21 protein-coding genes are annotated in these 24,753 nt (G+C 73.1%); 8 read left to right on the top strand and 13 right to left on the bottom strand.

All coding sequences use genetic code 11. The annotated features are described in order from the left end of the window. Positions 1-29 precede the first annotated feature (29 nt). The 5 genes from glgX (at position 30) to glgB (ending at position 7,981) form a co-directional block, all read left to right on the top strand. Positions 30-2,081, top strand: a complete 2,052-nt coding sequence (glgX, locus tag FHR77_RS03635) for a glycogen debranching protein GlgX (RefSeq protein WP_167258867.1) — start codon at positions 30-32, stop codon at positions 2,079-2,081. Then, on the top strand, positions 2,078-2,581 hold the full coding sequence (gene ybaK / locus FHR77_RS03630; protein WP_167258866.1) for a Cys-tRNA(Pro) deacylase: 504 nt from the start codon (positions 2,078-2,080) through the stop codon (positions 2,579-2,581). The genes glgX and ybaK overlap by 4 nt, the downstream gene beginning before the upstream one ends. A 2-nt stretch (positions 2,582-2,583) precedes the next feature. Continuing rightward, complete coding sequence (locus FHR77_RS03625; protein ID WP_341777207.1) at positions 2,584-2,907, top strand: DUF1294 domain-containing protein; 324 nt, start codon at positions 2,584-2,586, stop codon at positions 2,905-2,907. A gap of 494 nt (positions 2,908-3,401) precedes the next feature. After that, entirely contained in the window at positions 3,402-5,399 is a 1,998-nt protein-coding gene (locus FHR77_RS03620) for an alpha-1,4-glucan--maltose-1-phosphate maltosyltransferase (protein ID WP_167258865.1), read from the top strand. 11 nt (positions 5,400-5,410) lie between these two features. After that, positions 5,411-7,981: a 1,4-alpha-glucan branching protein GlgB gene (glgB, locus tag FHR77_RS03615; RefSeq protein ID WP_167258864.1), complete on the top strand. Its 2,571-nt coding sequence runs from the start codon at positions 5,411-5,413 to the stop codon at positions 7,979-7,981. An 83-nt stretch (positions 7,982-8,064) separates the two neighbouring features. On the opposite strand, the gene FHR77_RS03610 is transcribed toward glgB, so the two are convergent. Further along, positions 8,065-9,057, bottom strand: a complete 993-nt coding sequence (locus FHR77_RS03610) for a tetratricopeptide repeat protein (RefSeq protein ID WP_167258863.1) — start codon at positions 9,055-9,057, stop codon at positions 8,065-8,067. Next, positions 9,054-10,841 carry a DUF8094 domain-containing protein gene (locus tag FHR77_RS03605; RefSeq protein WP_167258862.1) on the bottom strand — a complete coding sequence of 596 codons (1,788 nt, stop codon included), beginning with the start codon at positions 10,839-10,841 and terminating at the stop codon, positions 9,054-9,056. The genes FHR77_RS03610 and FHR77_RS03605 overlap by 4 nt, the downstream gene beginning before the upstream one ends. Positions 10,842-11,142: 301 nt before the next feature. Here FHR77_RS03605 and FHR77_RS03600 point away from each other — a divergent pair, with 301 nt between their 5' ends. Then, complete coding sequence (locus FHR77_RS03600) at positions 11,143-13,041, top strand: coiled-coil domain-containing protein (RefSeq protein WP_167258861.1); 1,899 nt, start codon at positions 11,143-11,145, stop codon at positions 13,039-13,041. Positions 13,042-13,095: 54 nt separating this feature from the next. After that, a complete protein-coding gene (locus FHR77_RS03595; protein ID WP_167258860.1) occupies positions 13,096-14,154 on the top strand; it encodes an AI-2E family transporter in 1,059 nt (352 codons plus the stop codon). A gap of 19 nt (positions 14,155-14,173) precedes the next feature. Here FHR77_RS03595 and FHR77_RS03590 read toward each other — a convergent pair whose 3' ends face one another. The 10 genes from FHR77_RS03590 to FHR77_RS03545 all read right to left on the bottom strand — a co-directional run bounded on the left by FHR77_RS03590 (position 14,174) and on the right by FHR77_RS03545 (position 23,032). Then, positions 14,174-14,911: an alpha/beta hydrolase gene (locus tag FHR77_RS03590; RefSeq protein ID WP_341777206.1), complete on the bottom strand. Its 738-nt coding sequence runs from the start codon at positions 14,909-14,911 to the stop codon at positions 14,174-14,176. Further along, entirely contained in the window at positions 14,908-15,213 is a 306-nt protein-coding gene (locus tag FHR77_RS03585; RefSeq protein WP_167258859.1) for a hypothetical protein, read from the bottom strand. The genes FHR77_RS03590 and FHR77_RS03585 overlap by 4 nt, the downstream gene beginning before the upstream one ends. 139 nt (positions 15,214-15,352) lie before the next feature. Continuing rightward, positions 15,353-16,114 (bottom strand): aggregation-promoting factor C-terminal-like domain-containing protein, encoded by a 762-nt coding sequence (locus tag FHR77_RS15875; RefSeq protein ID WP_341777205.1) that lies wholly within the window; start codon positions 16,112-16,114, stop codon positions 15,353-15,355. 170 nt (positions 16,115-16,284) lie between these two features. Further along, positions 16,285-16,842, bottom strand: coding sequence for a DivIVA domain-containing protein (locus FHR77_RS03575; RefSeq protein ID WP_167259438.1), 558 nt, complete (start codon positions 16,840-16,842; stop codon positions 16,285-16,287). A 56-nt stretch (positions 16,843-16,898) separates the two neighbouring features. Next, a complete protein-coding gene (locus FHR77_RS03570) occupies positions 16,899-17,897 on the bottom strand; it encodes a phosphatidate cytidylyltransferase (RefSeq protein WP_167258858.1) in 999 nt (332 codons plus the stop codon). Continuing rightward, a complete protein-coding gene (gene frr / locus FHR77_RS03565; protein ID WP_208380565.1) occupies positions 17,898-18,416 on the bottom strand; it encodes a ribosome recycling factor in 519 nt (172 codons plus the stop codon). A 72-nt stretch (positions 18,417-18,488) separates the two neighbouring features. Beyond that, a complete protein-coding gene (pyrH, locus tag FHR77_RS03560) occupies positions 18,489-19,208 on the bottom strand; it encodes a UMP kinase (protein ID WP_167258856.1) in 720 nt (239 codons plus the stop codon). Positions 19,209-19,364: 156 nt separating this feature from the next. Continuing rightward, a complete protein-coding gene (gene tsf / locus FHR77_RS03555; protein WP_167258855.1) occupies positions 19,365-20,192 on the bottom strand; it encodes a translation elongation factor Ts in 828 nt (275 codons plus the stop codon). A gap of 38 nt (positions 20,193-20,230) precedes the next feature. Further along, the gene (rpsB, locus tag FHR77_RS03550) at positions 20,231-21,166 is read right to left on the bottom strand and encodes a 30S ribosomal protein S2 (protein ID WP_056053623.1); all 936 of its coding nucleotides are present in this window, start codon (positions 21,164-21,166) and stop codon (positions 20,231-20,233) included. 399 nt (positions 21,167-21,565) lie between these two features. Then, positions 21,566-23,032 (bottom strand): sugar porter family MFS transporter, encoded by a 1,467-nt coding sequence (locus FHR77_RS03545; RefSeq protein ID WP_056053617.1) that lies wholly within the window; start codon positions 23,030-23,032, stop codon positions 21,566-21,568. Between the two features lie 130 nt (positions 23,033-23,162). On the opposite strand from FHR77_RS03545, the gene FHR77_RS03540 reads away from it, so the two are divergent. Next, positions 23,163-23,762 (top strand): M23 family metallopeptidase, encoded by a 600-nt coding sequence (locus FHR77_RS03540; protein ID WP_167258854.1) that lies wholly within the window; start codon positions 23,163-23,165, stop codon positions 23,760-23,762. Positions 23,763-23,776: 14 nt separating this feature from the next. Here the strand turns inward: FHR77_RS03540 and FHR77_RS03535 are convergent, their stop codons facing one another. Continuing rightward, positions 23,777-24,751, bottom strand: coding sequence for a tyrosine recombinase XerC (locus tag FHR77_RS03535; RefSeq protein ID WP_424955525.1), 975 nt, complete (start codon positions 24,749-24,751; stop codon positions 23,777-23,779). Positions 24,752-24,753 lie beyond the last annotated feature (2 nt).

The following is a 24,753-nucleotide window of genomic DNA, read 5'->3' as shown; positions in this document are numbered from 1 at the left end:
CGCTCCGCCGCTGATCTACTGTAAGTCCCGTGCCTGACGCCGATCCCCTCTCCGACCTCGGCGTGCGCGTGGGCCCCGAGGGCCCGACCCTCCGCGTGTGGTCCGCCGCGGCGACGCGGCTGGAGCTCGTCGTCGACGACGCGCCCCACGACCGCGTCGTGCCGATGACCCGCGACGAGCACGACGTCTGGAGCGCCACCGACCACGCCCTCACCCCCGGCCGCCGCTACTGGCTGCGCGCCGACGGCGAGACCCGGGGCGGCGCCGTCTTCGACCCCGAACTCCCCCTGCTCGACCCGTGGGCGCGCGGCCTCGGCCGCACCGGCCGCGGCGAGTGGCGGGCCACCGTCGTCGACGAGTCCTTCGACTGGGGCGGCGTCGAGAAGCCGCGCACCCCGCTCGACCGCGTCGTCGTCTACGAGGCGCACGTGCGGGGCCTCACGCGGCTCGCTCCCTTCGTGCCCGACGAGCTGCGCGGCACCTACGCCGGCCTCGCGGCCGACACCACGATCGCGCACCTCAAGCAGCTCGGCGTGACGGCCGTGCAGCTGCTGCCCGTGCACCAGCACGTCGACGAGCAGCGCCTCGTGGCGCAGGGCATCGAGAACTACTGGGGCTACAACACGCTCTCGTTCTTCGCGCCCCACGCGGCGTACGCGAGCCGCGACGCCCAGCTGGCGGGCGCCTCCGCCGTGGTCCGCGAGTTCAAGGGCATGGTCCGCCTGCTGCACGAGGCGGGCATCGAGGTCTGGCTCGACGTCGTCTACAACCACACGGCCGAGGAGGGCGAGGAGGGCGGCCCGGTGACGAGCCTCCGCGGGCTCGACGGCTCCGCCTACTACCGGCACGACGCCGAGGGCCGCCCGGTCGACGTGACCGGCTGCGGCAACTCGCTCGACACCAGCCACCCGGCCGCGCACCGGCTCGTGATGGACAGCCTGCGCTACTGGGCCACCGAGATGCAGATCGACGGCTTCCGCTTCGACCTCGCCGCCACCCTCGGGCGCGGCTCCGACCACGCCTTCGACCCCGAGCACCCCCTGCTGCACGAGATCGTCACCGACCCTGCCCTCGCCGGCGTCAAGATGGTCGCCGAGCCCTGGGACGTCGGCCTCGGCGGCTGGCAGACGGGGGCCTTCCCCGCGGGCTGGATCGAGTGGAACGACCGATTCCGCAACCGCGCCCGCGACTTCTGGCTGACCGACGTCGCCGCCGCCCGCGCCCAGGGCACCCCGCCCACCGGCCTCGGCAGCGTCGCCTCGAAGCTGAGCGGGTCGAGCAACGTGTTCGCGCACGACCGCGGCCCACTGGCCGGGCTCAACTTCGTCACGGCGCACGACGGCTTCACGCTGCTCGACCTCGTCTCGTACGACGCCAAGCACAACCTCAGCAACGGCGAGCAGAACCGCGACGGCACCGACGACAACCGCTCGTTCAACCACGGCGTCGAGGGCCACAGCGACAACCCGTGGATCAGCGACGCGAGGCGCCGCTCGATGCGCAACCTGCTCGCGACCCTCTTCGTCTCGTCGGGCGTGCCGATGCTCACCGCCGGCGACGAGCGCGGCCGCACGCAGCGCGGCAACAACAACGGCTACTGCACCGACAGCGAGCTGACCTGGGTCGACTGGGCGACGCAGCCCTGGCAGCAGGGCATCACCGACGACGTGGTGGCCCTCACCCGCATCCGTGCCGAGAACCCGGCGCTGCGACCGACCCGCTTCGGCCTCGAGGGCGCCTGCACCCTCAGCGCCAACGAGATCGACTGGTTCTCGGCCTCGGGCGCCGAGATGCACCCCGACGAGTGGAACGACCCGCACGTCCGCACGCTGCAGTACTTCGCGCGCTCCACGCCCGAGCACGAGGCGCCCAACGCGGTGCTGGTGCTCGTGCACGGCGCCGAGACGAGCACCGCGGTGACGGTGGCCCGGCACGAGGGCGTCGAGGGCTACGACCCGCTCTGGACGAGCGACGACTCCGCCGACCTCCACCCGGTCGCGCCCGGCGACGAGGTGCTCGTCTCCGGCCCGACCGTGATCATCTACCGCGCCCGCCCTGCGACGGCGGAGGCGGGCGCGTGACCAGGAAGCCCACCGGAGGCGCGGGCGGGCCGGGCACGCCCGCCACCGTCGCGCTCCTGGCCGCGGGAGTGCCGTTCACGGCCCACACCTACGAGCACCACGACACGGCGACGAACTTCGGCGAGGAGGCCGCGGCCGAGCTCGGCCTCTCGGAGGAGCGCGTCTTCAAGACGCTCGTCGCCGACGCGCAGGGCACCCTCGTCGTCGCCGTCGTGCCCGTCTCCCGGCGCCTCGACCTCAAGGCCCTCGCGGCCGCCGTCGGCGCCCGGAAGGCGTCGCTGGCCGACCCCGCCGTCGCCGAGCGGCGCACGGGCTACGTGGTGGGCGGCATCAGCCCGGTGGGCCAGCGCACGGCGCTGGCGACCGTCGTCGACGCGAGCGCCGCCTCCTTCGAGACCGTCTTCGTCAGCGGGGGGAGGCGCGGGTTCGACATCGAGATCGCCCCCGCCGACCTCGTGCGCGCCACCGGCGCCCAGCTGCTGCCCGTCGCGCGGGACTGAGCGTGGCCCCGCTGCTCGCCGACGCGTCGATCGGCACCGCCGTGCTGCTCGCCCTCGGGGCGGCGCTGCTCGTGCTGAACGCGGTGACCGTCGTCGTCTACGCGCTCGACAAGCGCGCGGCCCGGCGACGCACCCGGCGGGTGCCGGAGCAGACGCTGCTGGCCCTCGGCCTCGTCGGCGGCTGGCCCGGGGCGCTCGTCGCGCAGCGCACGCTGCGGCACAAGACGCGCAAGGCGTCGTTCCGCCGCTCGTTCGTGCTGACCGTCGTGCTGAACGTGGCCGTCGTGGGCGTCGTGGTGGCCCTGGTGCTGACACCGGGCGGCTGACGCCGCCGCACGCCGAGCCCGCCGCACGCTGAGGCCGACGCACGCTGAGGCCGACGCACGCGTCCCGCCGGAAGGGATCGGGCTCCCCTCCGGCGGTCGACGGTGCGGACCGGACCAGCTCGGGCTAGGTCCGGGCACGCTCCGTCGCGCGTCGGCACGGCGCCGCCCGCCCCGGGCACTGCTGACCGGGGGCCGGGTGGACGACGCGTGTGCGGTTCACCTCGTGGTGCGAGGCGTCGAGGGCGCCGGGCTCTCAGGAGGGTTCAGGCTCCGAGGCGGGCTGGCCTTCTCGACGGACCCGACACTACTGGTCCCCCTAAGTGCGGACAAGCATTTCCGATGCACGCGCATGGACCCAGTTCGGGGGACGGACCGGTGCACCTCGGCGCCCGTGCCCGCTCCGGGGCGCCGACCGCGCCTCCTCGTCGTCCGCGGCGCGCACGCGGCGGGACGCACCGGAGCGGCTGCCCCCGATACCGGGTAGCGTCGCCTCCGTGGCTGCTTACGAACCCAGAGTCGGGCGGATCCCCGTCACGGCGCTCTCCCCGACCACCCCCGACCGGGTCTTCCCGACCAAGGCCTTCAGCGGCGAGGTCGTGCCCTTCGGCGCGACCGTCTTCCGCGAGGGGCACGACGTCGTCGGCGCCGACCTCGTGCTCACCGACCCGGAGGGCGTCGAGACCCGGCACCCGATGGTCGCGGGCCTCCCCGGCACCGACCGGTGGACGACGGAGGTGCAGCTCGAGGTCGAGGGCGACTGGACCTGGCAGGTCGAGGGCTACACCGACGACTGGGCCACCTGGCTGCACACCGCCGAGATCAAGGTGCCGGCCGAGCTGGACGTCGAGGTGACCTTCACACTCGGCAGCCGCCTCCTGGCCGCCGCCGCGGGCGACTACCCCGACACCCCGCTCGTCGCCGACGCGGCCAAGGCGCTCGGCAACACGTCCCTCACCCCCGGCGCGCGCCTCCGCGTGGCCACCGACCCGAGGCTCGCCGCCGTCTTCGCGGCCCGCCCGCTCGGCAGCCTGCGCACCCGCAGCGAGCCCGAGGCCCTCCGCGTCGAGCGCAGCCGCGCCGGCCTGGGCAGCTGGTACGAGTTCTTCCCCCGCAGCGAGGGCGCGAAGAAGCAGGCCGACGGCACCTGGAAGAGCGGCACCTTCCGCACCGCGGCCCGGCGCCTCCCCGCGATCTCGCGGATGGGCTTCGACGTCGTCTACATCCCGCCGGTGCACCCGATCGGCACGACCTTCCGCAAGGGCCCGAACAACACCCTGACCGCGGGCCCGAACGACCCCGGGTCGCCCTACGCCATCGGCTCGGCCGACGGCGGGCACGACGCGATCCACCCCGACCTCGGCACCGTCGCCGACTTCCGCTGGTTCGTCGAGACCGCGCGCAACACCGGCCTCGAGCTCGCGCTCGACCTGGCGCTGCAGTGCTCGCCCGACCACCCCTGGGTCACCGAGCACCCGGAGTGGTTCACGCAGCTGCCCGACGGCACCATCGCCTACGCCGAGAACCCGCCGAAGAAGTACCAGGACATCTACCCCCTGAACTTCGACGACGACTACGAGGGCATCAGCCGCGAGATCCTCCGAATCGTGCGGTGGTGGATCGAGCTCGGCGTCACGATCTTCCGCGTCGACAACCCCCACACGAAGCCGGTGCGCTTCTGGGAGTGGCTGCTGCACGAGATCCGCGAGACGAACCCCGAGGTCGTCTTCCTGTCGGAGGCGTTCACCAAGCCCGCCATGATGCAGGCCCTCGCCCAGGTCGGCTTCCACCAGTCGTACACGTACTTCACCTGGCGCAACGAGAAGTGGGAGCTCGAGGAGTACCTCACCGAGCTGTCGAAGGAGACGAGCGGCTGGCTGCGCCCGAACCTCTTCGTGAACACCCACGACATCCTCACGCCGTACCTCCAGTACGGCGGCCGCGCGGCCTACAAGGTGCGCGCCGCGATCGCCGCCACGGCGTCGCCGACCTGGGGCGTCTACTCGGGCTACGAGCTGTTCGAGGACGTCGCCCGCCCGGGCAGCGAGGAGAACATCGACAACGAGAAGTACGAGTACAAGCCGCGTGACTGGCAGGCTGCCGAGGAGGCGGGGGCCAGCCTCGCTCCGTACCTCACGCAGCTGAACCGGATCCGGTCGTCGCACCCGGCCCTGCGTCAACTCCGCAACCTCGACGTCCACTCGAGCGACGACGACGCGATCCTCGTGTACTCGAAGTACCTCAGCCGCGCGCACACCCGCAGCGGCCGCGCCGACGCCGTCATCGTCGTCGCCAACGTCGACCCCCACTCGGCCCGCGAGACGACCGTGCACCTCGACGTGACGAAGTTCGGGCTGCGCCCGGGCGGCACGTACACGGTGCGCGACCTGATCACCGGCCAGCAGTGGACCTGGTCCGACGACAACTACGTCCGACTCGACGCCTTCACGGAGCCCGTGCACGTGCTGTCGGTCGACCTGAACCGCGCCCCCTGAGGAGCACCCCGATGAGCATCTTCCGCCACCCGAAGCCCCAGCCCGAGGAGCCCGGGCGCGGCGCCGCCGCGCAGCCCGCCGCCCCGGAGCCCGAGACGGCCCGCCCGTCGTTCGACGAGATCATCGCGCCGGGGACGGCCCCGGCGGCCGAGCCCGCCGCGGCCGAGCCCGCCGCCGTCGAGCCCGAGCCGGAGTCCGTCGTCGAGCCTGAGCCGGTCGTCGTCGCGCCCGAGCCCGAGCCCGAGCCGGTCGTCGAGCCCGAGCCGATCGTCGTCGCACCCGAGCCCGAGCCCGCCCTGGCGGCCGATCCCGAGCCCGCCCTCGCGGTCGAGCCGGAGCCGGAGCCCGAGCCCGCCACCGCCGCCCCCGAGGACCCGACCCCGCCCGACGTCCGCGTCGACGAGTCGGCCCCGGCCCCGGCCCCGGCCGCCGCCCTCCCCGTCCTCGACGAGAACGAGGTCCTCGCCGCCGTCGAGGGCCGCCACGGCCACCCGCACGCCATCCTCGGCGAGCACGTGCGCGACGGGGTCACCGTCGTCCGCGTCGTGCGGCCCCTCGCCGAGACCGTCACCGTCACCGGCGCCTCCGGCGAGGTCGTCGCCCTCGAGCACCTCGTGCACGGTCTCTGGCAGGGCGCCGCCCGCGCGCCGCTCGGGGGCTACGAGGTCACCGCCACCTACGAGGGCGGCTCTCCCTGGGTCGCCGACGACCCCTACCGCTTCTCCCCCACGGTCACCGAGTTCGACCTCTACCTCTTCGGCGAGGGCCGCCACGAGCAGCTCTGGAAGATGCTGGGCAGCCACGTGCGCGAGCACGAGGGCGTGCGCGGCACCTCCTTCGCGGTCTGGGCGCCGCACGCGAACGCCGTCCGCGTCAAGGGCGACCTGAACGGCTGGGACGCCGCCCGCCACGCGATGCGCAAGCTCGACGGCAACGGCATCTGGGAGCTCTTCGTGCCCGGCGTGGTCGACGGTGCCTACAAGTACGAGATCCTCACGCCCGACGGCGCCTGGGTCGACCGTGCCGACCCGATGGCCCGCCGCTCCGAGGTGCCCCCGGCCACCGCCTCCGTCATCACGAAGGCCGCGCACGCCTGGTCCGACGACGACTGGATGACGCAGCGCGCCGCGACCGACCAGCACCAGGGCCCGATGAGCGTCTACGAGCTGCACGTCGGCTCGTGGCGCCCCGGCCTGAGCTACCGCGAGCTGGCCGACCCGCTGGTCGACTACGTCACCGCGCTCGGCTTCACGCACGTCGAGTTCATGCCGCTCGCGCAGCACCCGTTCGGCGGCTCGTGGGGCTACCAGGTCACCGGCTACTACGCCCCGCAGAGCACCTACGGCTCCCCCGACGACCTGCGCTACCTGATCGACCGCCTGCACCAGGCGGGCGTCGGCGTGATCATGGACTGGGTGCCCGGGCACTTCCCGAAGGACGAGTGGGCGCTCGGCAACTTCGACGGCCGCAGCGTCTACGAGCACTCCGACCCGCGGCGCGGCGAGCAGCCCGACTGGGGCACGCTGGTCTTCAACTTCGGCGACTCGCAGGTGCGCAACTTCCTGGTCGCGAACGCCCTCTACTGGCTCGAGGAGTTCCACATCGACGGCCTCCGCGTCGACGCGGTCGCCTCGATGCTCTACCTCGACTACAGCCGCAACGACGGCGAGTGGCTGCCGAACGAGCACGGCGGCCGCGAGGCCACCGAGGCCATCTCCTTCCTCCAGGAGGCGAACGCGACGGCCTACAAGCGCCACCCCGGCATCGTCATGATCGCGGAGGAGTCGACCAGCTGGCCCGGCGTCTCGCGCCCGACGAGCGAGGGCGGCCTCGGCTTCGGCCTGAAGTGGAACATGGGCTGGATGCACGACACCCTCGACTACGTCGAGAAGGACCCGGCCTACCGCTCGTACCACCACGGCGAGATCACCTTCTCGTTCCACTACGCGTGGAGCGAGAACTTCATGCTGCCGATCTCGCACGACGAGGTCGTCTACGGCAAGGGCTCGCTCTTCGAGAAGATGCCCGGCGACGAGTGGCAGAAGCGCGCGAACCTCCGCGCCTACCTCGCCTACATGTGGGGCCACCCCGGCAAGCAGCTGCTCTTCATGGGCTCCGAGTACGGGCAGCCCACCGAGTGGAGCCAGGAGAACGGCCTCGACTGGTCGGTGCTCGAGCGCCCCGAGCACCAGCAGGTGTTCGACCTCGTCAGCGAGCTCAACGCCGTCTACCGCCGCGAGAGCGCCCTCTGGGCCCACGACTTCGACGTCGAGGGCTTCGAGTGGATCGACGGCGGCGCGGCGCAGCAGAGCGTCGTGGCCTTCCTCCGCAAGTCGGGGCAGGGCGAGTCGGTCGCGGTGCTCGCGAACTTCTCGGGCGTGCCGCAGACGATGCGCCTGGGCCTGCCGGAGGCCGGCACCTGGGACGAGATCCTCAACACCGACGCGACGGTCTACGGCGGCTCGGGCGTCGGCAACTTCGGGGCCGTCACGGCCACGGACGCCCCCTGGGCGGGCCGCCCGGCCTCGGCCGACGTCGTCCTGCCGCCGCTCGGCGTGGTCTGGCTGAAGCTGCGCCGCTGAGCGCACGCCCCACACGACGGAGCCCCCCTCGACCTGGTCGAGGGGGGCTCCGTCGTGCTCGGGGCGGGGCGGGGCGGGGCGGCTCAGTAGAGCAGCATCGTGAGGCGTCGACGGGCGGCCGCGACGCGCGGGTCGTCGAGGCCGACGATCTCGAAGTACTCGAGGAGGCGCTTGCGGGCCGCGTCCTTCCCCTCCTGGTCGAGGGAGGGGAAGACCGTCAGCACCCGGTCGAACGCGTCGTCGACGTGGCCTCCGCTCACGTCGAGGTCGGCCACCGCCAGCTGGGCGTCGACGTCGGTGGGCGCCGCGGCGGCCTCGGCGCGGACGTCGGCCAGGGAGGCGCCCTGCAGTCGCGAGATCAGCGAGACCTGGGCGAGCCCCGCGACGGCCAGCTGGTCGCGAGGATCCTGCGCGATGGCCGTCGTGTACGCCGCGATGGCGGCGTCGTAGTCGCCGCGGTCGATGGCGTCGTAGGCGTCCTGGTGGTGCGGGGGCAGCGGCTCGGGCTCGGGCTCGGGCGTCTCGCCCGCCCCCGCCGGGGCGCCGTCGACGACCGCGGTGCCGGTGACCCCGTTCTGCGCGGCGAGCTCGAGCACCTGCTCGAACACGTCGCGCACCTGCGCCTCGGGCAGGGCACCGACGAAGAGCTGCACCGGGCGCCCGCCGATCACGGCCGCCACGGCCGGGATGGACTGCGCCTGGAAGGCCTGCGTCAGCTGCGGGTTCGCGTCGACGTCGACCTTGGCGAGCACGAAGCGGCCGCCGTACTCGGCGACGAGCTTGTCGAGCACCGGCGAGAGCTGCTTGCACGGGCCGCACCACTCGGCCCAGAGGTCGACGATCACGGGCACGGTGTTGCTCAGCTCGAGGAACTGCGTGAACGTCTCGTCCGTCGCGTCGAGCACGAGCGCCGGCACCGCGACGGAGGCGGCGGGCGCTCCCCCGTCGGGCGGCGTCGGGGCGCCGGGCGACCCGGCGGCAGGCGCCCCGGGCGCCGGAGCCGGCGGCCGGTTGACGAGCGACGAGAGGTCGACGGCTCCGCGGAGCCCGGAGGGCACGGGGGGCAGGGTGGTCATGGCAACTCCTTCGCGGCCGTGAGGGCCTGGCTGAATCCGAGCAGGACGATCTTGTCGTCGCTGCCCACGGGAGGGACGGAGAAGAGCAGCTGGACGCCGTAGGTCGCCTCGATGCCCTTCGTCGACTTGTCGAGGCCGACGAGCGTCTTGACGACGCCCGCGGGGTTGACCTCGGCGCCGGCGGCGGTCGGCTTGACGGTCTCGACCTCGTCGAGGCCGACCGACACGATCGCGCCGGCGTCGTTCGAGGCGAACGCCACCGGGGTCTCGGCGTCGGGCGTCGAGGTGTAGTCGATCGACGCCGTCGTGGGCAGGCTCGCCCGCTTGGCGTCCTTGTAGGCCTTGCCGATCTTGTCGCGGAGCGTGTCGCCCTCGGCCTGGAACTGCGGCGCGTACTGGCTCTCGTCGCCGTTCCGGAGGATGTCGCCGTAGGCCTCGGCGAGCTGGTCGGGGCGCAGCGTCAACAGCTTGACGTCGGGCGCGAGACGCGCCGCGCCGAGCGAGGCCGGCGCCACCGTCGGGAGCGTCGCCTGCGCCTCCAGCGCCTGCAGGTACTCGACCTTGTAGGGGTCGCGCGCGGACTCCTGCACCAGGGTCAGGGCGATCGGCGCCTTCGAGGCGTCGGCGTCCTGCACGACGGTGAAGAGCGTGCGCGGCCAGGTGTCGGCCTGCTGCGGCAGGGTGAGCGTCAGCTCGCCGGAGGGGACGCCGATCGGCCCGGCGGCCGCGGCGTCCTTCGCGCGGATCTGGTAGTTGGCCTCGCGCTGCTCGAGGGCCGGGCCGACGAAGCGCTCGGCCGCCGCGGTCGCGTCGAGCGCGGCGTCGGCGGCGGAGGCCGTCGCGGCCACGCGAGCGACGATGCGCTCGGCCTGGGCCTCGGTGACCACGGGAGGCTGGAGCTCGGTGCCCTCGTCGTCGCCCTCGGCGCCCGGCGTCGCCGTGGCGGTCGGGGTGGGCGTGCTGCCGTCGCCGGCGCCGCCCACGGCGCTCGGCCAGTAGTCGGCCGTGCAGCCGGCGAGGGCCAGCGACGACACCAGCACGACCGGCACGACCGCGACCAGCCGTCGTCGGGCGCCGCGCTTCGAGGCGCCGATCGCGGGCGTCGCGCCGGCGCGGATCGCCGAGCGTCGCGGCGGGCGCGGCAGCTTGGGGCGCTTGCCGTCGCTCGACGTGCGGCGCGGGCCGCGGGTGCGGCGGTGGTGGGCGATGGCCCACACGTAGAGGAGCACGCCGATGACGAGCACGACCAGCCCGCCGACGATCAGGGGGCCGGCCATCGGCGTCGAGGCCGACAGCGGCCACGTGACGCGCAGCTGCGACGGGGCGGGCTCGGTGCCGTCGGAGAGGACGACGAGCGAGATGTCGTCGGGGGCGTCGAGCGAGAAGGTCAGCGAGGTGCCCTCGTACTGCTCGTACCAGAGGTCGCTGTCGGCCGGGGCGGGCGCCGTGGGCTCGGAGCCCTGCACGACCTGGGTCTCGAGCTCGCCGGTCGCGTCGTCCCACGAGACGCTGTTGTAGGTCGTGTCGCCGACCCAGCCGAGCACGTCGGAGGTACGGCCGTAGGCGGCGAAGACCGTGCCGCCGCCGGCCACCGAGATCGTCTGGCGACCGTCGTGGCCGTGCAGCGCCTCGGCGGGCACCACCGTCACGACGGCGTCGGAGGACTCGGTCGAGACCGTGGACGACACGCTCTCCGGCGGCGCGAAGACCGTCCTCTGGGCGAAGCCCAGGCCGACCATGACCGCCGCGAGCACGACGACCACGACTGCGATGATGAAGCGCACGTTACCTCTCCCTCCGTGCCACCATCCCGGTCGGGTCCGAGCACGCGCCAGTACGACGCGGCCTCGTGCGGGCCTGGCCGAGGAGGCCGGGCGCGGCAGCAGAATTTAAGACGGCTCAGCGTATCCGACCAGCCTGTGAGCCGCACGCCCGGGGCCCGGCAGCCGTCTCGGGGGCCCGCGCCGCGACTCCCCCGCCCGCACCGGGGCGCCGCGCCGACGCGGCTCCGTGCAGGCGGCGTGCCCTAAAATCGTCCCGCCGAGACGCGACGGGTCGTGCTCGGCACCGACGCGAGGAGACACAGTGGCCGCTGACGACGCCGACTTCGGCACCGAGCTCCGGGGGTACCGGAAGGACGACGTCGACAAGGCGCTCGGCGAGCTCCGCCGCGAGCTGATCAAGGCGAACACCGACCGCGCCGACACCGCCGGGCGCCTCAAGGAGCTGCAGGGGCGCCTCGACGAGATGCAGCGCGAGCTGGAGGAGGCGGGCACGCCCACCTACTCGGGCCTCGGCAGCAAGCTCGAGCGCACGCTGCGCCTCGCCGAGGAGCAGGCCACGGCCCTCGTCAGCCAGGCCGACATCGACGCGGAGGAGCTGCGCCGCTCGTCCTCCGACGAGGCTCGCCGGGTGCTCGACGACGCGCGGGAGCGCAGCACGGCCCTCCTCGACGACGCCCGCGGCCGCGCCGCCGCGCAGGTCGCCGAGTCGACGGCCGAGGGCGATCGCCTCGTGTCACGCGCCCGGGGCGAGGCCCGCTCCCTCCTGCAGGAGGCCCAGCGCGACTCCTCGGCCATGCGCGGCGCCGCGGCGACCGAGGCCGCCGAGAACGTCTCGACCGCGCGCCACGAGGCCGCCGCCGTGCTCTCCGCCGCCGAGCGCGAGGCCGCCGAGCTGCGGGCCCTCGTCGAGCAGGAGGTCGCCGCGGCCCGCGACGGCGCCGCCGAGCTCGCCCGGACCACCGCGCAGGCCCGGGAGCAGTTCGTCGCCGACAGCGAGCGCCAGCGGGCGGACCTCGACCGGGAGGGCGCAGCCGTCCGGGCCGAGCTCGCCCGGCTCGACGAGACCACCCGGGCCGACCTCGAGCTCGAGGTGACGACCCGGCGCGACGACCTCGCCCGAGAGATCGACGCGGCCCGTGCCGAGCTCGACGACGACGTCGAGAACACGCGCACCGACCTCGCCCGCGACGTGGCCGAGACCCGGGCGGCCCTGGCCGCCGACGTCGCGCGCGTCCGCGCCGAGCTCGAGCTCGAGCTGACGACCGGCCGCGCCGAGCTCGAGCGCGAGGTCGAGGCCGCGCGCGCCGACGTCGCCCACGAGGTGGCGACGGCCAGGGCGCAGGCCCTCGCCGACGTCGCCGCCGACCGGGCGCGCCTCGAGCGCGAGGTGGCGGAGGCGCGCGAGGCCCTCGCGGTCGAGCTCGCCGCCCGCACCGCCGAGGTCGACCTGGCCACGGCCACCGCCCGGGAGGAGATCGAGCGGACCACGACCGAGACGCGCGACCGCCTGGCCCGCGACGTCGAGCAGCAGCGCGAGCGCCTCGAGCGGGAGGAGGCCGAGCTGCGCGCCCAGGTCGAGGTCGAGGTCGCCAACGCGCGTGCCGACCTCGACGCCGAGGTCGCCGAGAGCCAGGCCCGTCTCGTCGACGACGAGGAGTCGCAGCGCGTCCGCCTCGCCCACGAGGCCCGGACCGTGCGCGCCCGGCTCGAGGCCGAGCGCGACGACGCCGTGGCGGAGCTGGAGCGCGAGCTCGAGGCCCGGCGCAGCGCGGCCGAGGTCGAGCTCCGCACCCGGCGCGACGAGACCGACCGAGAGCTCGTGCAGCGTCACCACGCCGCCGTCGCCGAGACCCAGGGCTACCTCGACGAGGCCGGTGCGCAGCTCGAGGAGGCCCGGCAGCGAGCCGTCGAGGCGCGCCGCGAGGCCGACGAGCTCGAGCGCACGAGCGCCGAGCACTCGCGCACCGTGCGCTCCGAGGCCGACGCCGCCGCCCACGAGACGCTCAGCGAGGCCGAGGCCCGGGCCGAGCGGCTCGTCGCCGACGCCGAGGAGCGGTCGCGCGGCCTCGTCACCGACGCGGAGTCGCGGCTCGAGGCCCTGCGCGACGAGCGCGACGAGGTGGCCAGCTACCTCGAGGGCCTGCGCCGCGCCCTCGCCGGGACGGCGTCGGGCGGTGACGACTCCGGTACGACAGAGTAGGCAGTCGGCGGCACCGCGGTGAGCGGTGCCACCGTCGTCGACAGGAGCACCCCCGTGAAGATCCACAACCCGTTCCGCCTCGGACTCCTGGCGGGCCTGGGCGTCCTGGTCGCGCTCGTGATCGGCGGGGCGGTCAGCGAGCTGTCGACGGTGCTGACCTACGTCGGCGCGGCCATCTTCATCGCGCTGGGGCTCGACCCCATCGTCTCCTGGCTCGAGAACCGCCGCGTGCCGCGGTCGCTGGCGATCGTCATCGTCTTCCTGGCCGTGCTCGGCGCCTTCGTCGGCGTCGTGTTCGCCATCGTGCCGGTCATCGTCAGCCAGGCGACCGCCCTGATAACGAGCCTGGTCACGTACCTGCAGAGCGTCACGACCCAGCAGTTCGTCGACAACCTCCAGTCGCTCGTGCCGCAGAACGTCATCGACGTGCAGGACGGCCTCGACGCCCTCGTCGACTTCCTCACCAACCCCGACAACGTCCTGACCATCGGCGGCGGCGTGCTCGCCGTCGGGGTGGCGATCGGCAACGGAGTGTTCGCCACCGTCGTCGTGCTCATCCTGACGCTCTACTTCACGTCGTCGATCAACACCTTCAAGCGGGGCCTCTACAGGCTCGTGCCCGCGTCGAAGCGTCCGAAGTTCGCCGACATCGCGGAGCAGATCAGCACCTCCGTGGGGCGCTACGTCATCGGGCAGTTCACGCTCGCCGCCATCAACGGCATCGTGAGCTTCGTCTTCCTCAGCGTCATCGGGGCCCAGCAGCCGGCGGTCTTCGCCTTCATCGCCTTCCTCGGCTCGATCATCCCGCTGGTCGGCACGATCAGCGGCTCGGCGATCATCGTGCTCGCGCAGATCGCCCTGCTCCCGCAGTCGCCCTCGACCTGGATCACCGCGGCGATCTGGTACATCGTCTACATGCAGGTCGAGGCCTATGTGCTCAGCCCCCGCATCATGCGGCGCGCCGTGCACGTGCCCGGCGTCATCGTGGTCATCGCGGCCCTGACCGGCGGCACGCTCCTCGGCGTGCTCGGCGCGCTCATCGCCATCCCGGTCGCCGCGTCCGTCCTGCTCATCATCCGCGAGGTCGTCGTGCCCCGCCAGGACGCCCTCTAGCGACCGGGTCGCCCGCGGGTCAGCCCGCGGGCCAGGTCGTCGGCAGCGGCAGGGCCGCGGGCGCCACGCGCGCGACGATCTCGGTCAGCACGCGGGTGGTCTGCTTCTCGCCGACCCAGAGGTGCTTGCCCCCCTCGACCGCGACCACCTCGAGGCGCGGCACGACCGCGAACCGGCTCCGCGCCTCCTCGGGGCGGAGGTAGTCGTCGAGCTCGGGCACGACCGCGACGATCGGCACCTCGGACGCGTTCCAGGCGCGCAGGTGGTCGACCGTGGCCCGGTGGAGGGGCGGTGACAGCAGCAGCAGGCCCGCCACGTCGACCTCGGTGCCGTGCATGAGCGCCACCTCCGTGCCGAACGACCAGCCGACCAGCCACGGGGTGGGCAGGCCCTGCTCGGCGACGAAGCGGACGGCGGCGCGGAGGTCGGCCGCCTCGGCGACGCCCTCGCCGAACTCGCCCTCGGAGCGGCCCCGCGGCGACGAGACGCCTCGGAAGTTGAAGCGGAGCACGGCCACGTCGGCGAGGGCGGGGAGGCGCCCCGCGGCCTTGCGGAGCACGTGCGAGTCCATGAAGCCCCCCGCCGTCGGCAGCGGGTGCAGGGCGACGATCGTGGCCACCGGCTCACGGTCGAGCGGCAGGGCCAGCTCGCCGACGAGGGTCAGCCCGTCGTCGGTCGTGAGCTCGACGTCGTGGCGACGCGCGGGGAGCTCGACGCCTCCGCGGATCTCGACGGGGGCGGGGTCGGGGGTGCTCACGAGATCCTCCAGCAGTGCGTGTGCCAGTGTCGGCGGCCGGCGAGGTCGTTCGCCTCGCCGAAGATGCCGTCGGCCCGCCAGGCGACGACGTGCGGGGTGGCGGGGGCGATGACCAGCGAGCAGCCGGGGCAGGTGTACTCCTTGACCGCAGCGGCGGCCGAGATGGCCTGCACCGTGTAGTCGCGACCGTGCCGGGTCTCGACCCGCGGCCCACCGAAGAGGGCGCGGCTGATGTCGTGGGAGTCGCTGTCGGTGCCCGGGGTCCGGTCGCGGGGACGGCGCGGTCGGTTGCTGCGGGGCATGTCGACCAGCGTACCGGCGGCGCAGCGGCCTGCCCGCGTCCGGGTCGCGGCCTGCTCGGTCCGGCGCCCCACGACGACGACGGCGCCCCCGCTGTCGCGGGAGCGCCGTCGTGGCGTCAGGCTGCCGTCGTGCCCGGGCTCAATACCAGTTGACCGACTGCGAGTGGCCCCAGGCACCGCAGGGGTTGCCGTAGCGCCCCTGGATGTAGTTCAGGCCCCATGTGATCTGGGTGGCGGGGTTGGTCTGCCAGTCGGCGCCGACCGAGGCCATCTTGCTGCCGGGGAGAGCCTGGGGGATGCCGTAGGCGCCGCTGGAGCGGTTGGCCGCGTAGACGTTCCAGCCGGACTCCTTGTTCCAGAGGGAGACGAGGCAGTCGTACTGGTCGCTGCCCCACCCGCGGGAGGCCACGAGGTCGGCGGCGACCGCCTTGGCGCTGCCCGGGTCGGGAGTGCCGGCGACGGGGGCCGAACCGGTGCTGGGCTTCTTCGCCGCGGCGGCGGCACCCGTGCCGGACGACGCGGCCGACGCGTCGGCCGTCGCCTCGGCGACGGGCTCCGGCTCGGGCGGCGGGGGCGGCGGCGGGACGGTGACCCCGTAGGAGTCGCGGTCGGCGGTCGTGACGACGCCGCTGGCCACCGTGACGGTCTGCCCAGGCGCGGTCAGCGCCGCGGCGGCCGCGGGGGTCGTCGTCGCGGCCTCGGCCCCGGCGAGCGGGTTCACGAGCGAGGCGCCGATGAAGGCGGCCGTCGCGCAGAAGCCGATCATCGGCAGGACCACGTGGCGGCGGGGCGCCGGACGGGCGGCCACGGACGTCGAGGCCCCGGCCTGGGCCCGGGCGATCGAGGCCGGGACGACCGAGGCGGGGAGCCTGCGGTGCACCGTGCGGGGTCGGAAGACCACGACCGGGTGATCTCGAGGAGTCGTGCCGGGGGTCGGAGTCGCTGAGTGCCTGCCCATGAGTCCGTCCAGGGTAACGGATCGATCACGGCACGGCTAGGGCCTCGGCGCGTGTCGCCGGCTCGCGGCGACGCCACGGCGTCGGAGCTCGCGACCGTCAGGCCGTCAGTGCGTCAGCGGACGGCCAGCATGACGTCGACCACCGCGTCGAGCACGAGGTCGACCTGCGCCTCGCGGTACCCGCCCCGCTGCGGCCGGAACACCGCCCCGCGCACGTCGTCGATGCTCAGCGCCCGCCCGTCGCTGAAGTACCCCTGCAGTCGGCGCGCGAGCCGGTCGACGTCGCCGCGGTGGTATCCGGGGGTGAAGATGCTGACCCGGTCGAAGCGGTGCCCCTGCGGTCGGTCGAGGCGGGCGACGATCTCCTCCGCCGTCGACCGGGCGTCACCGAGCCAGGAGTCGTCGCCGCGCGTCGTCCTGGCCCGCTCGCGCTCCCGCGAGGCGAAGGCGTCCTCGAGCCGCTCCAGGGCAGCGTCGACGTGAGCGGTCGAGTAGCCGCCCTTGGTCATCGCGAACGCGGTGCGCCGGATGCGTGCCGAGTCGACGTCGCCCTCCCCCGGCGCCGCAGCGTACGCGGCACGTGCCTCCGCCAGGAAGGCGTCGACCTCGGACTCGTCGTAGCCCCGCTGGCCCTTGGGCGCGAGGGGGAAGGTTGTGCTCACGCGCCCCATCATGCCGCATCGCCCCCGCTCGACCCGGGAAGGCCGGGCCGGGCGACGGCACGGCGTCAGACGAAGATCAGGTACAGCGCGTAGGCGACCACGGCCGACGGCAGCGTGCTGTCGAGCCGGTCGAGGAAGCCGCCGTGGCCCGGCAGCCAGGTCGAGATGTCCTTGATGCCGAGGTCGCGCTTGATGAGCGACTCGGAGAGGTCGCCGACCGTGGCCGTGGCGATGATGAGGCCGCCGAGGAGGAAGCCGAAGTACCAGGGCATGTCGAGCAGGAGCCACGAGGTCAGCACGGCGGCGATCAGGCTGGCCGCCACCGAGCCAGCGAAGCCCTCCCAGGTCTTCTTCGGGCTGATGCGCGGCGCCATCGGGTGCTTGCCGAAGTTGAGCCCCGTGGCGTAGGCGCCCGTGTCGACCGCGATCACGATGATCAGGGCCGAGAGGGTCCAGTTCGCCCCGTTCGGCTGGGCAGCGAGCAGGACCATGAAGCTGCCGAGGAAGGCGCAGTAGATCTGCACGAACGCCCCGGCCCCGATGTCGCGGAGGACGACGGAGGCGGGCTTCCGGTGCGAGGGCCGCGCGAGCTCGACGAGCCGCCAGAGCGAGATGACCGCGACGCCCGCGAGGAGCGCCAGCCACTGCCCGGAGGCGCCGCCGTAGAAGGCGGCAGGGACGATGGCGAGGCCCGACAGCACGCTCGGCAGACGCGGGACGTCGCGCCCCGCGAACCTCAGCGCACTGGTCAGCTCGAAGCAGAGCGACGCGATGAGCGCCCCCGCCACGATCATGAAGAACGCGGGCTGGAAGATCAGGCTCACCAGGACGGCCCCGCCGAGACCGACCCCGACCCCGATCGCCGCCGGCAGGTTGCGCCCCGTCTTCGCGGTCAGGACCTCGTTGCGGGCACCGAGCTGCGCGCGTCGCGCACGGAGCTGGTTCTCGATGTCGTGACGAGCGGCCTGGGCCCGGGCGTCGAAGTCGGCGCGACGGCTGCCGAGGGTGGTCTTGGGGTTCGGCGCCGACTCGTCGGGGCGGGGGCCGTCGGGAGCGTCGCTCATCTAGACCTCGAGCAGCTCGGCTTCCTTCTTCTTCAGCGCGTCGTCGATCGAGTCGATGTAGCCCTTGGTGACGGACTCGAGCTCCTTCTCGGCCCGCGCGACCTCGTCGTCGCCGACCTCGGTCTTCAGCGCGTCGAGGTCGGTCTTCGAGGTGCGACGGATGTTGCGGATCTGCACCTTGGCGTCCTCGCCCTTGCCGCGGACGATCTTCACGAACTCCTTGCGGCGCTCCTGCGTCAGCTCGGGGATGGTGACGCGGACGAGCGTGCCGTCGTTGGTGGGGCTGGCACCGAGGTTCGGGAAGGTCGCGATGGCCTTCTCGATCTCCTTCAGGGCCGACTTGTCGTAGGGCGTCACGATCATCGTGCGCGCCTCGGGCACCTGCAGCGAGGCCAGCTGGGCCAGCGGCGTCGGGGTGCCGTAGTAGTCGACGGGGATCTTCTGGAAGAGCGCCGGGTTGATGCGCCCGGTGCGGACCTGACCGAAGTCGGTCTTGGCGGACTCCAGGGCCCGCTCCATCTTCTCGCGCGTCTCGGTCAGTACGTCAGTGATCGCCACAATGCTCCCTTGGTTCGTCGTCGAGCTTAGTCGTCAGTTGCTGACGAGAGTTCCGATGCGCTCGCCCCGGATGGCCCGGGCGATGTTGCCGGAGCCCTCCATGCCGAAGACGTGCATCGGCATGCCGTTGTCCATGCAGAGGCTGAAGGCGGTCGAGTCGACCACCTTGAGGCCCTGGACGAGGGCCTCCTGGTAGGTCAGCGTCTCGAGCTTCACGGCGTCGGGGTCGGTGCGCGGGTCGGCGGAGTAGACGCCGTCGACGCCGTTCTTCGCGACGAGGACCTCGTCGGCGCCGATCTCGAGCGCACGCTGGGCCGACACGGTGTCGGTGGAGAAGTAGGGCAGGCCGGCGCCGGCGCCGAAGATGACGACGCGGCCCTTCTCGAGGTGCCGCTCCGCACGGCGCGGGATGTAGGGCTCCGCGACCTGGGTCATGGCGATGGCCGACTGGACGCGCGTGGCGGCCCCGGCCTTCTCGATGAAGTCCTGCAGGGCGAGCGCGTTCATGACCGTGCCGAGCATGCCCATGTAGTCGGCACGGCCGCGGTCCATGCCCCGCTGGCTGAGCTCCGCGCCGCGGAAGAAGTTGCCGCCGCCGACCACGACGGCGATCTCGACGTCGGCCGCCGCCTCGGCGATCTCGCGGGCGATGCCGCCGACCACGTCGGGGTTCACGCCGAGCTGGCCCCCGCCGAACGCCTCGCCCGAGAGCTTGAGGAGGACGCGGCGTCGTCTGGTTGTTCCTGTCGTCATGCGAGTTCTCCCTCGTGTCGTGGCCGTAGCCAGGGTAGCGAGTCGCGGCGGGCGTGCCGGACCGCGTCGGCCGGCCGCGCCTCCCCCGCCGTGAGGGGCCGCGGACACGGCGACGGGGCCTGAGACGCGTTCGTCTCAGGCCCCGTCAGGGTGTTGCTAGGCGCCGACCTTGACCCGGGCGAAGCCCTTGATCTCGATGCCGGCCTGCTCCACGACCTTGGCGACGGACAGCTTGTTGTCCTTCGCGTAGGCCTGGTCGAGTAGGGCGATCTCCTTGAAGAAGCCGGTGAGGCGACCCTCGATGATCTTCGGCAGGGCGGCCTCGGGCTTGCCCTCGTTCTTCGCGGTCTCCTCGACGATGGCGCGCTCCTTGGCGACCTGGTCGGCGGGGACCTCGTCGCGCGACAGGTACGTCGGCGCGGCGAAGGCGATGTGCTGGGCGACCGAGCGGGCCGTCTCGGCGTCGGAGCCCGTGTAGCCCACGACCACGCCGACCTGCGGGGGCAGGTCCTTCGAGGTCTTGTGCAGGTAGATCGCGAACTCGTCGCCCTCGATGTGCGAGACGGTGCGCAGTTCGACCTTCTCGCCCATCAGCGCGGCCTCGTCGTTGACGAAGGCCTCGACGGTCTGGCCGCCGATCGCCGCGGCGTTGCCCTCGGCGGCGTCCTTCGCGCCGGCGGCCGAGACGGCCTCGAGCACGGAGTCGGCGAGGGCGATGAACTTCTCGTTCTTCGCGACGAAGTCGGTCTCGCTGGCGAGCTCGATGATCGTGGCGTAGCCCGAGGAGGCCTTGGCGGCGACGAGCCCGGCGGTGGTCTGGCGACCCTCGCGCTTGGCGACGCCCTTGAGCCCCTTGACGCGGAGGATCTCGACGGCCTTCTCGAGGTCGCCGTCCGCCTCGACGAGGGCGTTCTTGCTGTCCATCATGCCCGCGCCCAGGCGGTCACGGAGGGTCTTGACGTCAGCTGCGGTGAAGTTGGCCATTGGCTGGCTTCCTTTCGTGGAGTCGGAAGGGGGGAGGACTACTTGGCGTCGGCGTCGGCCGGCTCGGCAGCCGTGGCCTCGGTGGCCTCGGCGACGGGCTCGACGACCGGCTCGCCCAGGGGCTTCTCGGCGACCTGAGCGTCGGCGTCGTTCTCCGCGACGGGGAGCGACTCGGCCGCGGGGGCCTCGGCGGCGGCGTCGGCGGCCTTGGCCTCGCCCTGCGCGAGCAGCTCGGCCTCCCACTCGGCGAGGGGCTCGACGGGAGCGTCGGCGTCCTCGGGCTTCTGGTGACGCTGCACCAGGCCCTCGGCGGCGGCGTCGGCGACGATGCGGGTCAGCAGGCCGACGGAGCGGATGGCGTCGTCGTTGCCGGGGATCGGGAAGTTGATCTCGTCGGGGTCGCAGTTCGTGTCGAGGATGCCGATGACCGGGATGCCCAGCTTCTTGGCCTCGTCGATCGCGAGGTGCTCCTTCTTGGTGTCGACGACCCAGAGGGCCGACGGCGTCTTCGTCAGGTTGCGGATCCCGCCGAGCGTCTTGTGCAGCTTGTCGAGCTCGCGCTTCTTGATCAGCAGTTCCTTCTTGGTGAAGCCCTGCGTGGTGTCGTCGAAGTCGATGTCCTCGAGCTCCTTCATGCGGGCGAGGCGCTTCGAGACCGTCTGGAAGTTGGTCAGGAGGCCACCGAGCCAGCGCTGGTTCACGAAGGGCTGGCCGACGCGGTTCGCCTGCTCGGCGATGGAGCCCTGAGCCTGCTTCTTCGTGCCGACGAAGAGGATGGTGCCGCCGTGGGCGACCGTCTCCTTGACGAAGTCGTACGCCTTGTCGATGTAGCCGAGCGACTGCTGGAGGTCGATGATGTGGATGCCGGAGCGCTCGGCGAGGATGAATCGCTTCACCTTCGGGTTCCAGCGGCGGGTCTGGTGTCCGAAGTGGACGCCGCTGTCGAGCAGCTGGCGGATGGTGACGACGGCCATGGTCGTTCTCCTCTTTCGTGGCACGCGCGGAGGCGTGCCGGTGTCGGTTCGTCCGGGCGACCGGTCGGTCGCCCCTGCCTGGTGCCCGGGCACGCCCCCGCCGTCGGCACCGTGGCACTGACGTGCCGGTGGTGCGTGACGGACCGAGTGGGGGTGGAGGCCGGTGTCGTCCGTGAGCGGCCGACCGTGAGGGAGGCTGCTCGGGGACGGTGCGTCATGGACGCACGGGCACGCGAAGTCAGTCTGCGAGGCAGACTGCGTGCTCATCGTAGCACCGACGGAGGACGGGCAGGAGGTGCCGACGGAGGCGCGGGCCAGCGCCGGCGCTCCCCCTCCCGCCGAGCGAGAACGCCCCGTCCGACGAGCGGACGGGGCGTTCTCGACGAGGGTGCGGCGACGTCAGCGGCGAGCGCCCGAGGCGCCCTTCGCGGTGCCGCCCTCGACGGCGGAGATGCCCATCTCCTCCAGGCTGCGGCCCTTCGTCTCGGGGATCTTCGCGAGCACGAAGAAGAACGAGATGAGGGCGAAGGCGGCGAAGATGCCGTACGACAGCGTGAGGCTGACCGCGGCGAGCGACGGGAACGAGACCGTGACGATGAAGTTCGCGATCCAGTTGGCGGCGCTGCCGACGCCGAGCGCGGTGGCGCGGATGCTGTTGGGGAACATCTCGCCGAGCAGGACCCACATGAGCGGGCCCCAGGTGGCGCCGAACGAGACCACGAAGAGGTTGGCGGCCACGAGCGCGACGGGGCCCCAGGCGCCGGGCAGCTGCGGGTCGCCGCCGTCGCCGGGCACGGACTGGCTGAAGGCGAGGGCGGTGACGGCGAGGCTGAGGAACATGCCCACGGAGCCGATGAGCAGCAGCGGTCGACGGCCGACCTTGTCGACGAGGCCGATGGCGACGAACGTGACGACCACGTTGACGATCGAGGTGATCGTCGAGATCGTGAAGGAGTCGCTCTCCTGGAAGCCGACGGCCTGCCACAGGGTGGTCGAGTAGTAGAAGATCACGTTGATGCCGACGAACTGCTGCAGCACGGCGAGGATGATGCCGACCCAGACGATGGGCTGCAGGCCGAAGCGGTCGCCGCGGATGCTCGACTTCTTCTCCAGCTCCGCCTCGGTCTTGATCGAGTCGGTGATCTCCTTGAGGCTCGTGTCGACGGTCTCCGCGGGGACGATGCCCTTCAGGACGGTCTTGGCCTCGTCCTCGCGGCCCTCACCGGCCAGGTAGCGGGGCGACTCCGGCAAGCGGAGGGCGAGCACGCCGTAGACGACCGAGGGCACGATGCCGACGAGGAACATCCAGCGCCAGGCGGCGAGGCCGAAGAGGGAGGGCTCGGAGGCGCCGCCCGCGGTGACCGCGAAGAGCTGGTCGGAGAGCAGGGCGACGAAGATGCCGAGCGTGATGGCGAGCTGCTGGAACGAGGCGAGACGACCGCGGATGGCCTTCGGCGACACCTCGGAGATGTAGGCCGGGGCGATCACGGAGGCGATGCCGATGCCGAGGCCGCCGATGACGCGCCAGAGCACGAGGTCCCAGACGGCGAACGCGAAGGCGGCGCCGAGCGAGCTGATCAGGAAGAGCGCGGCGCCGATGAGCATCACCTTGATGCGGCCCATCTTGTCGGCGAGGCGGCCGGCGACGTACGCGCCGATCGCACAGCCGATCAGCGCCGAGGCGACGGCGAAGCCGGAGGCGAACTCCGTCAGGCCGAACTCGTCGGTGATGCTGGAGACCGCGCCGTTGATGACGGACGAGTCGAATCCGAAGAGGAAGCCACCCACGGCCGCGGCGATCGCGAGAGCCGTCACCCGCCTGTTCAGCTTCTTCTCTGTTGCTGACGATTGCGCCGAGTTCGACACGGTTCTCCTTAAATCCACGGAGGGCGGGCTCGTGACCACACTCCCCCGACATCGTCGTGCACCGGGTGTTCGTGCACAGAGGGACCCTACGCCTCGCTGTGAATCCGCGCACGTCGTGCACGATCTGTGCATGCAGACCGGCGCAGCCACCCCTCGTCCCTCCGTCGTCCGACACCTGTCGCCTGACCCGGGGGCGGCACGAGTCGGCCGGGGCGTCGCCGTCACGGCCGCTGTCCTGGCGGTCCTCCTCCTCGACGGCGGTCCCGTCGGGCCGGTCGCAGCCGAGGCACGGCCCGGCCCGGCCGTCCCGTGGTCGTGGCCGGTGCCCGAGCCGCACCTCGTGCTCCGCCCGTTCGTCGCCCCCGAGCACCGGTGGTCGCCCGGGCACCGGGGCGTCGACCTCGCGATGCCCGAGGGAGGCGCGGTGTCGGCCCCGGACGACGGGGTGGTGCACTTCGCCGGGACGGTCGTCGACCGCCCCGTGCTGTCGCTCCGGCACGGAGACGGCACCCTGAGCAGCATGGAGCCCGTGAGCACGGAGCTGCGCGCCGGCGACGTCGTGCAGCGGGGCCAGGCCGTCGGGGTGCTCGAGCCCGGCCACGGCTGCGCCGCCTCGTGCGTCCACCTGGGCGCGCGGATCGACGGCGAGTACGTCTCACCGCTGATGATGCTGGGCCTCGGCCGGGCCAGCGTCCTGCTGCCGACCCGCCACGACGAGGTGACGGGCTGAGGCCGCCGGGTCGGTCAGGCGCGGGGGTGGGCCGTCCGGTAGCTCTCGCGGAGTCGCTCGGTCGAGACGTGCGTGTAGATCTGCGTGGTGCCCAGGCTGGCGTGGCCGAGCATCTCCTGCACGGCACGGAGGTCGGCGCCCCCGTCGAGCAGGTGGGTCGCCGCCGTGTGCCGGAGGGCGTGGGGGCCCGACGGGCCGCTGCCCGGCAGGTCGGCCAGCAGGCCGGACACCAGGCGGTGCACCGCGCGGGTGCCGAGCCGGCCACCGGTCGCGCCGAGGAAGAAGGCGTCGCGCGCGGGCCCGGCGCTGGCGGCTGGTCCGGCTCCCGCTCCTGCTCCGGCCCCGGCGCGGGCGACGGCGCGGGCCGCGAGGACGGGCCGGGACCGCGTGAGGTACCGGTGCAGCGCCTCCGCCGCGGGGACCCCGAAGGGGACGACCCTCTGACGCGAGCCCTTGCCGGTGACGCGGACGGTGAGGCGGTCCAGGTCGACGTCGCCGACGTCGGCCCCGACGAGCTCGGAGACGCGCAGCGCCGAGCCGTAGAGCAGTTCGACGACCGCGAGGTCGCGCCCCGCCACGGCGTCGTCGGCCTCGGCCCGGACGGCGAGCGACGTCAGCACGGACTCGGTCTGCGCGGTCGTCAGCACGCGGGGCAGGTGGCTCTCCGCCTTGGGGGCGCGGAGCCGGAGTCCGACGTCGACCCCGGTGCGCCCGGTCTCCTCCAGCCACCGCGTCAGGGCCCGGGCGCTGGCCGACCGACGGGCGAGGGTGGTGCGCGCGAGGCCGGCCTCGGTGCCGCGCCAGAGCCAGTCGCGGAGCAGCTCGAGGTCGACGTCGGCGGTCTGAGGTTCGCGGCCCAGCCGCTGTCCGGCGACCGCGAGCAGGTCGGCGAGGTCGGAGAGGTACGAGCGGAGGGTGTTCTCGCTCAGCCCCCGCGCGTGCCGCAGGTGCTCGACGAAGGCGTCGACGTCGACGCGCAGGGCCGTCACGG

The sequence above is a fragment of the Frigoribacterium endophyticum genome, assembly GCF_011759585.1.
GTDB classification, from domain to species: domain Bacteria; phylum Actinomycetota; class Actinomycetes; order Actinomycetales; family Microbacteriaceae; genus Frigoribacterium; species Frigoribacterium endophyticum.
The sequence above is the reverse complement of the archived record's forward strand: the minus strand, read 5'-3'. Positions and strand labels throughout refer to the sequence as shown.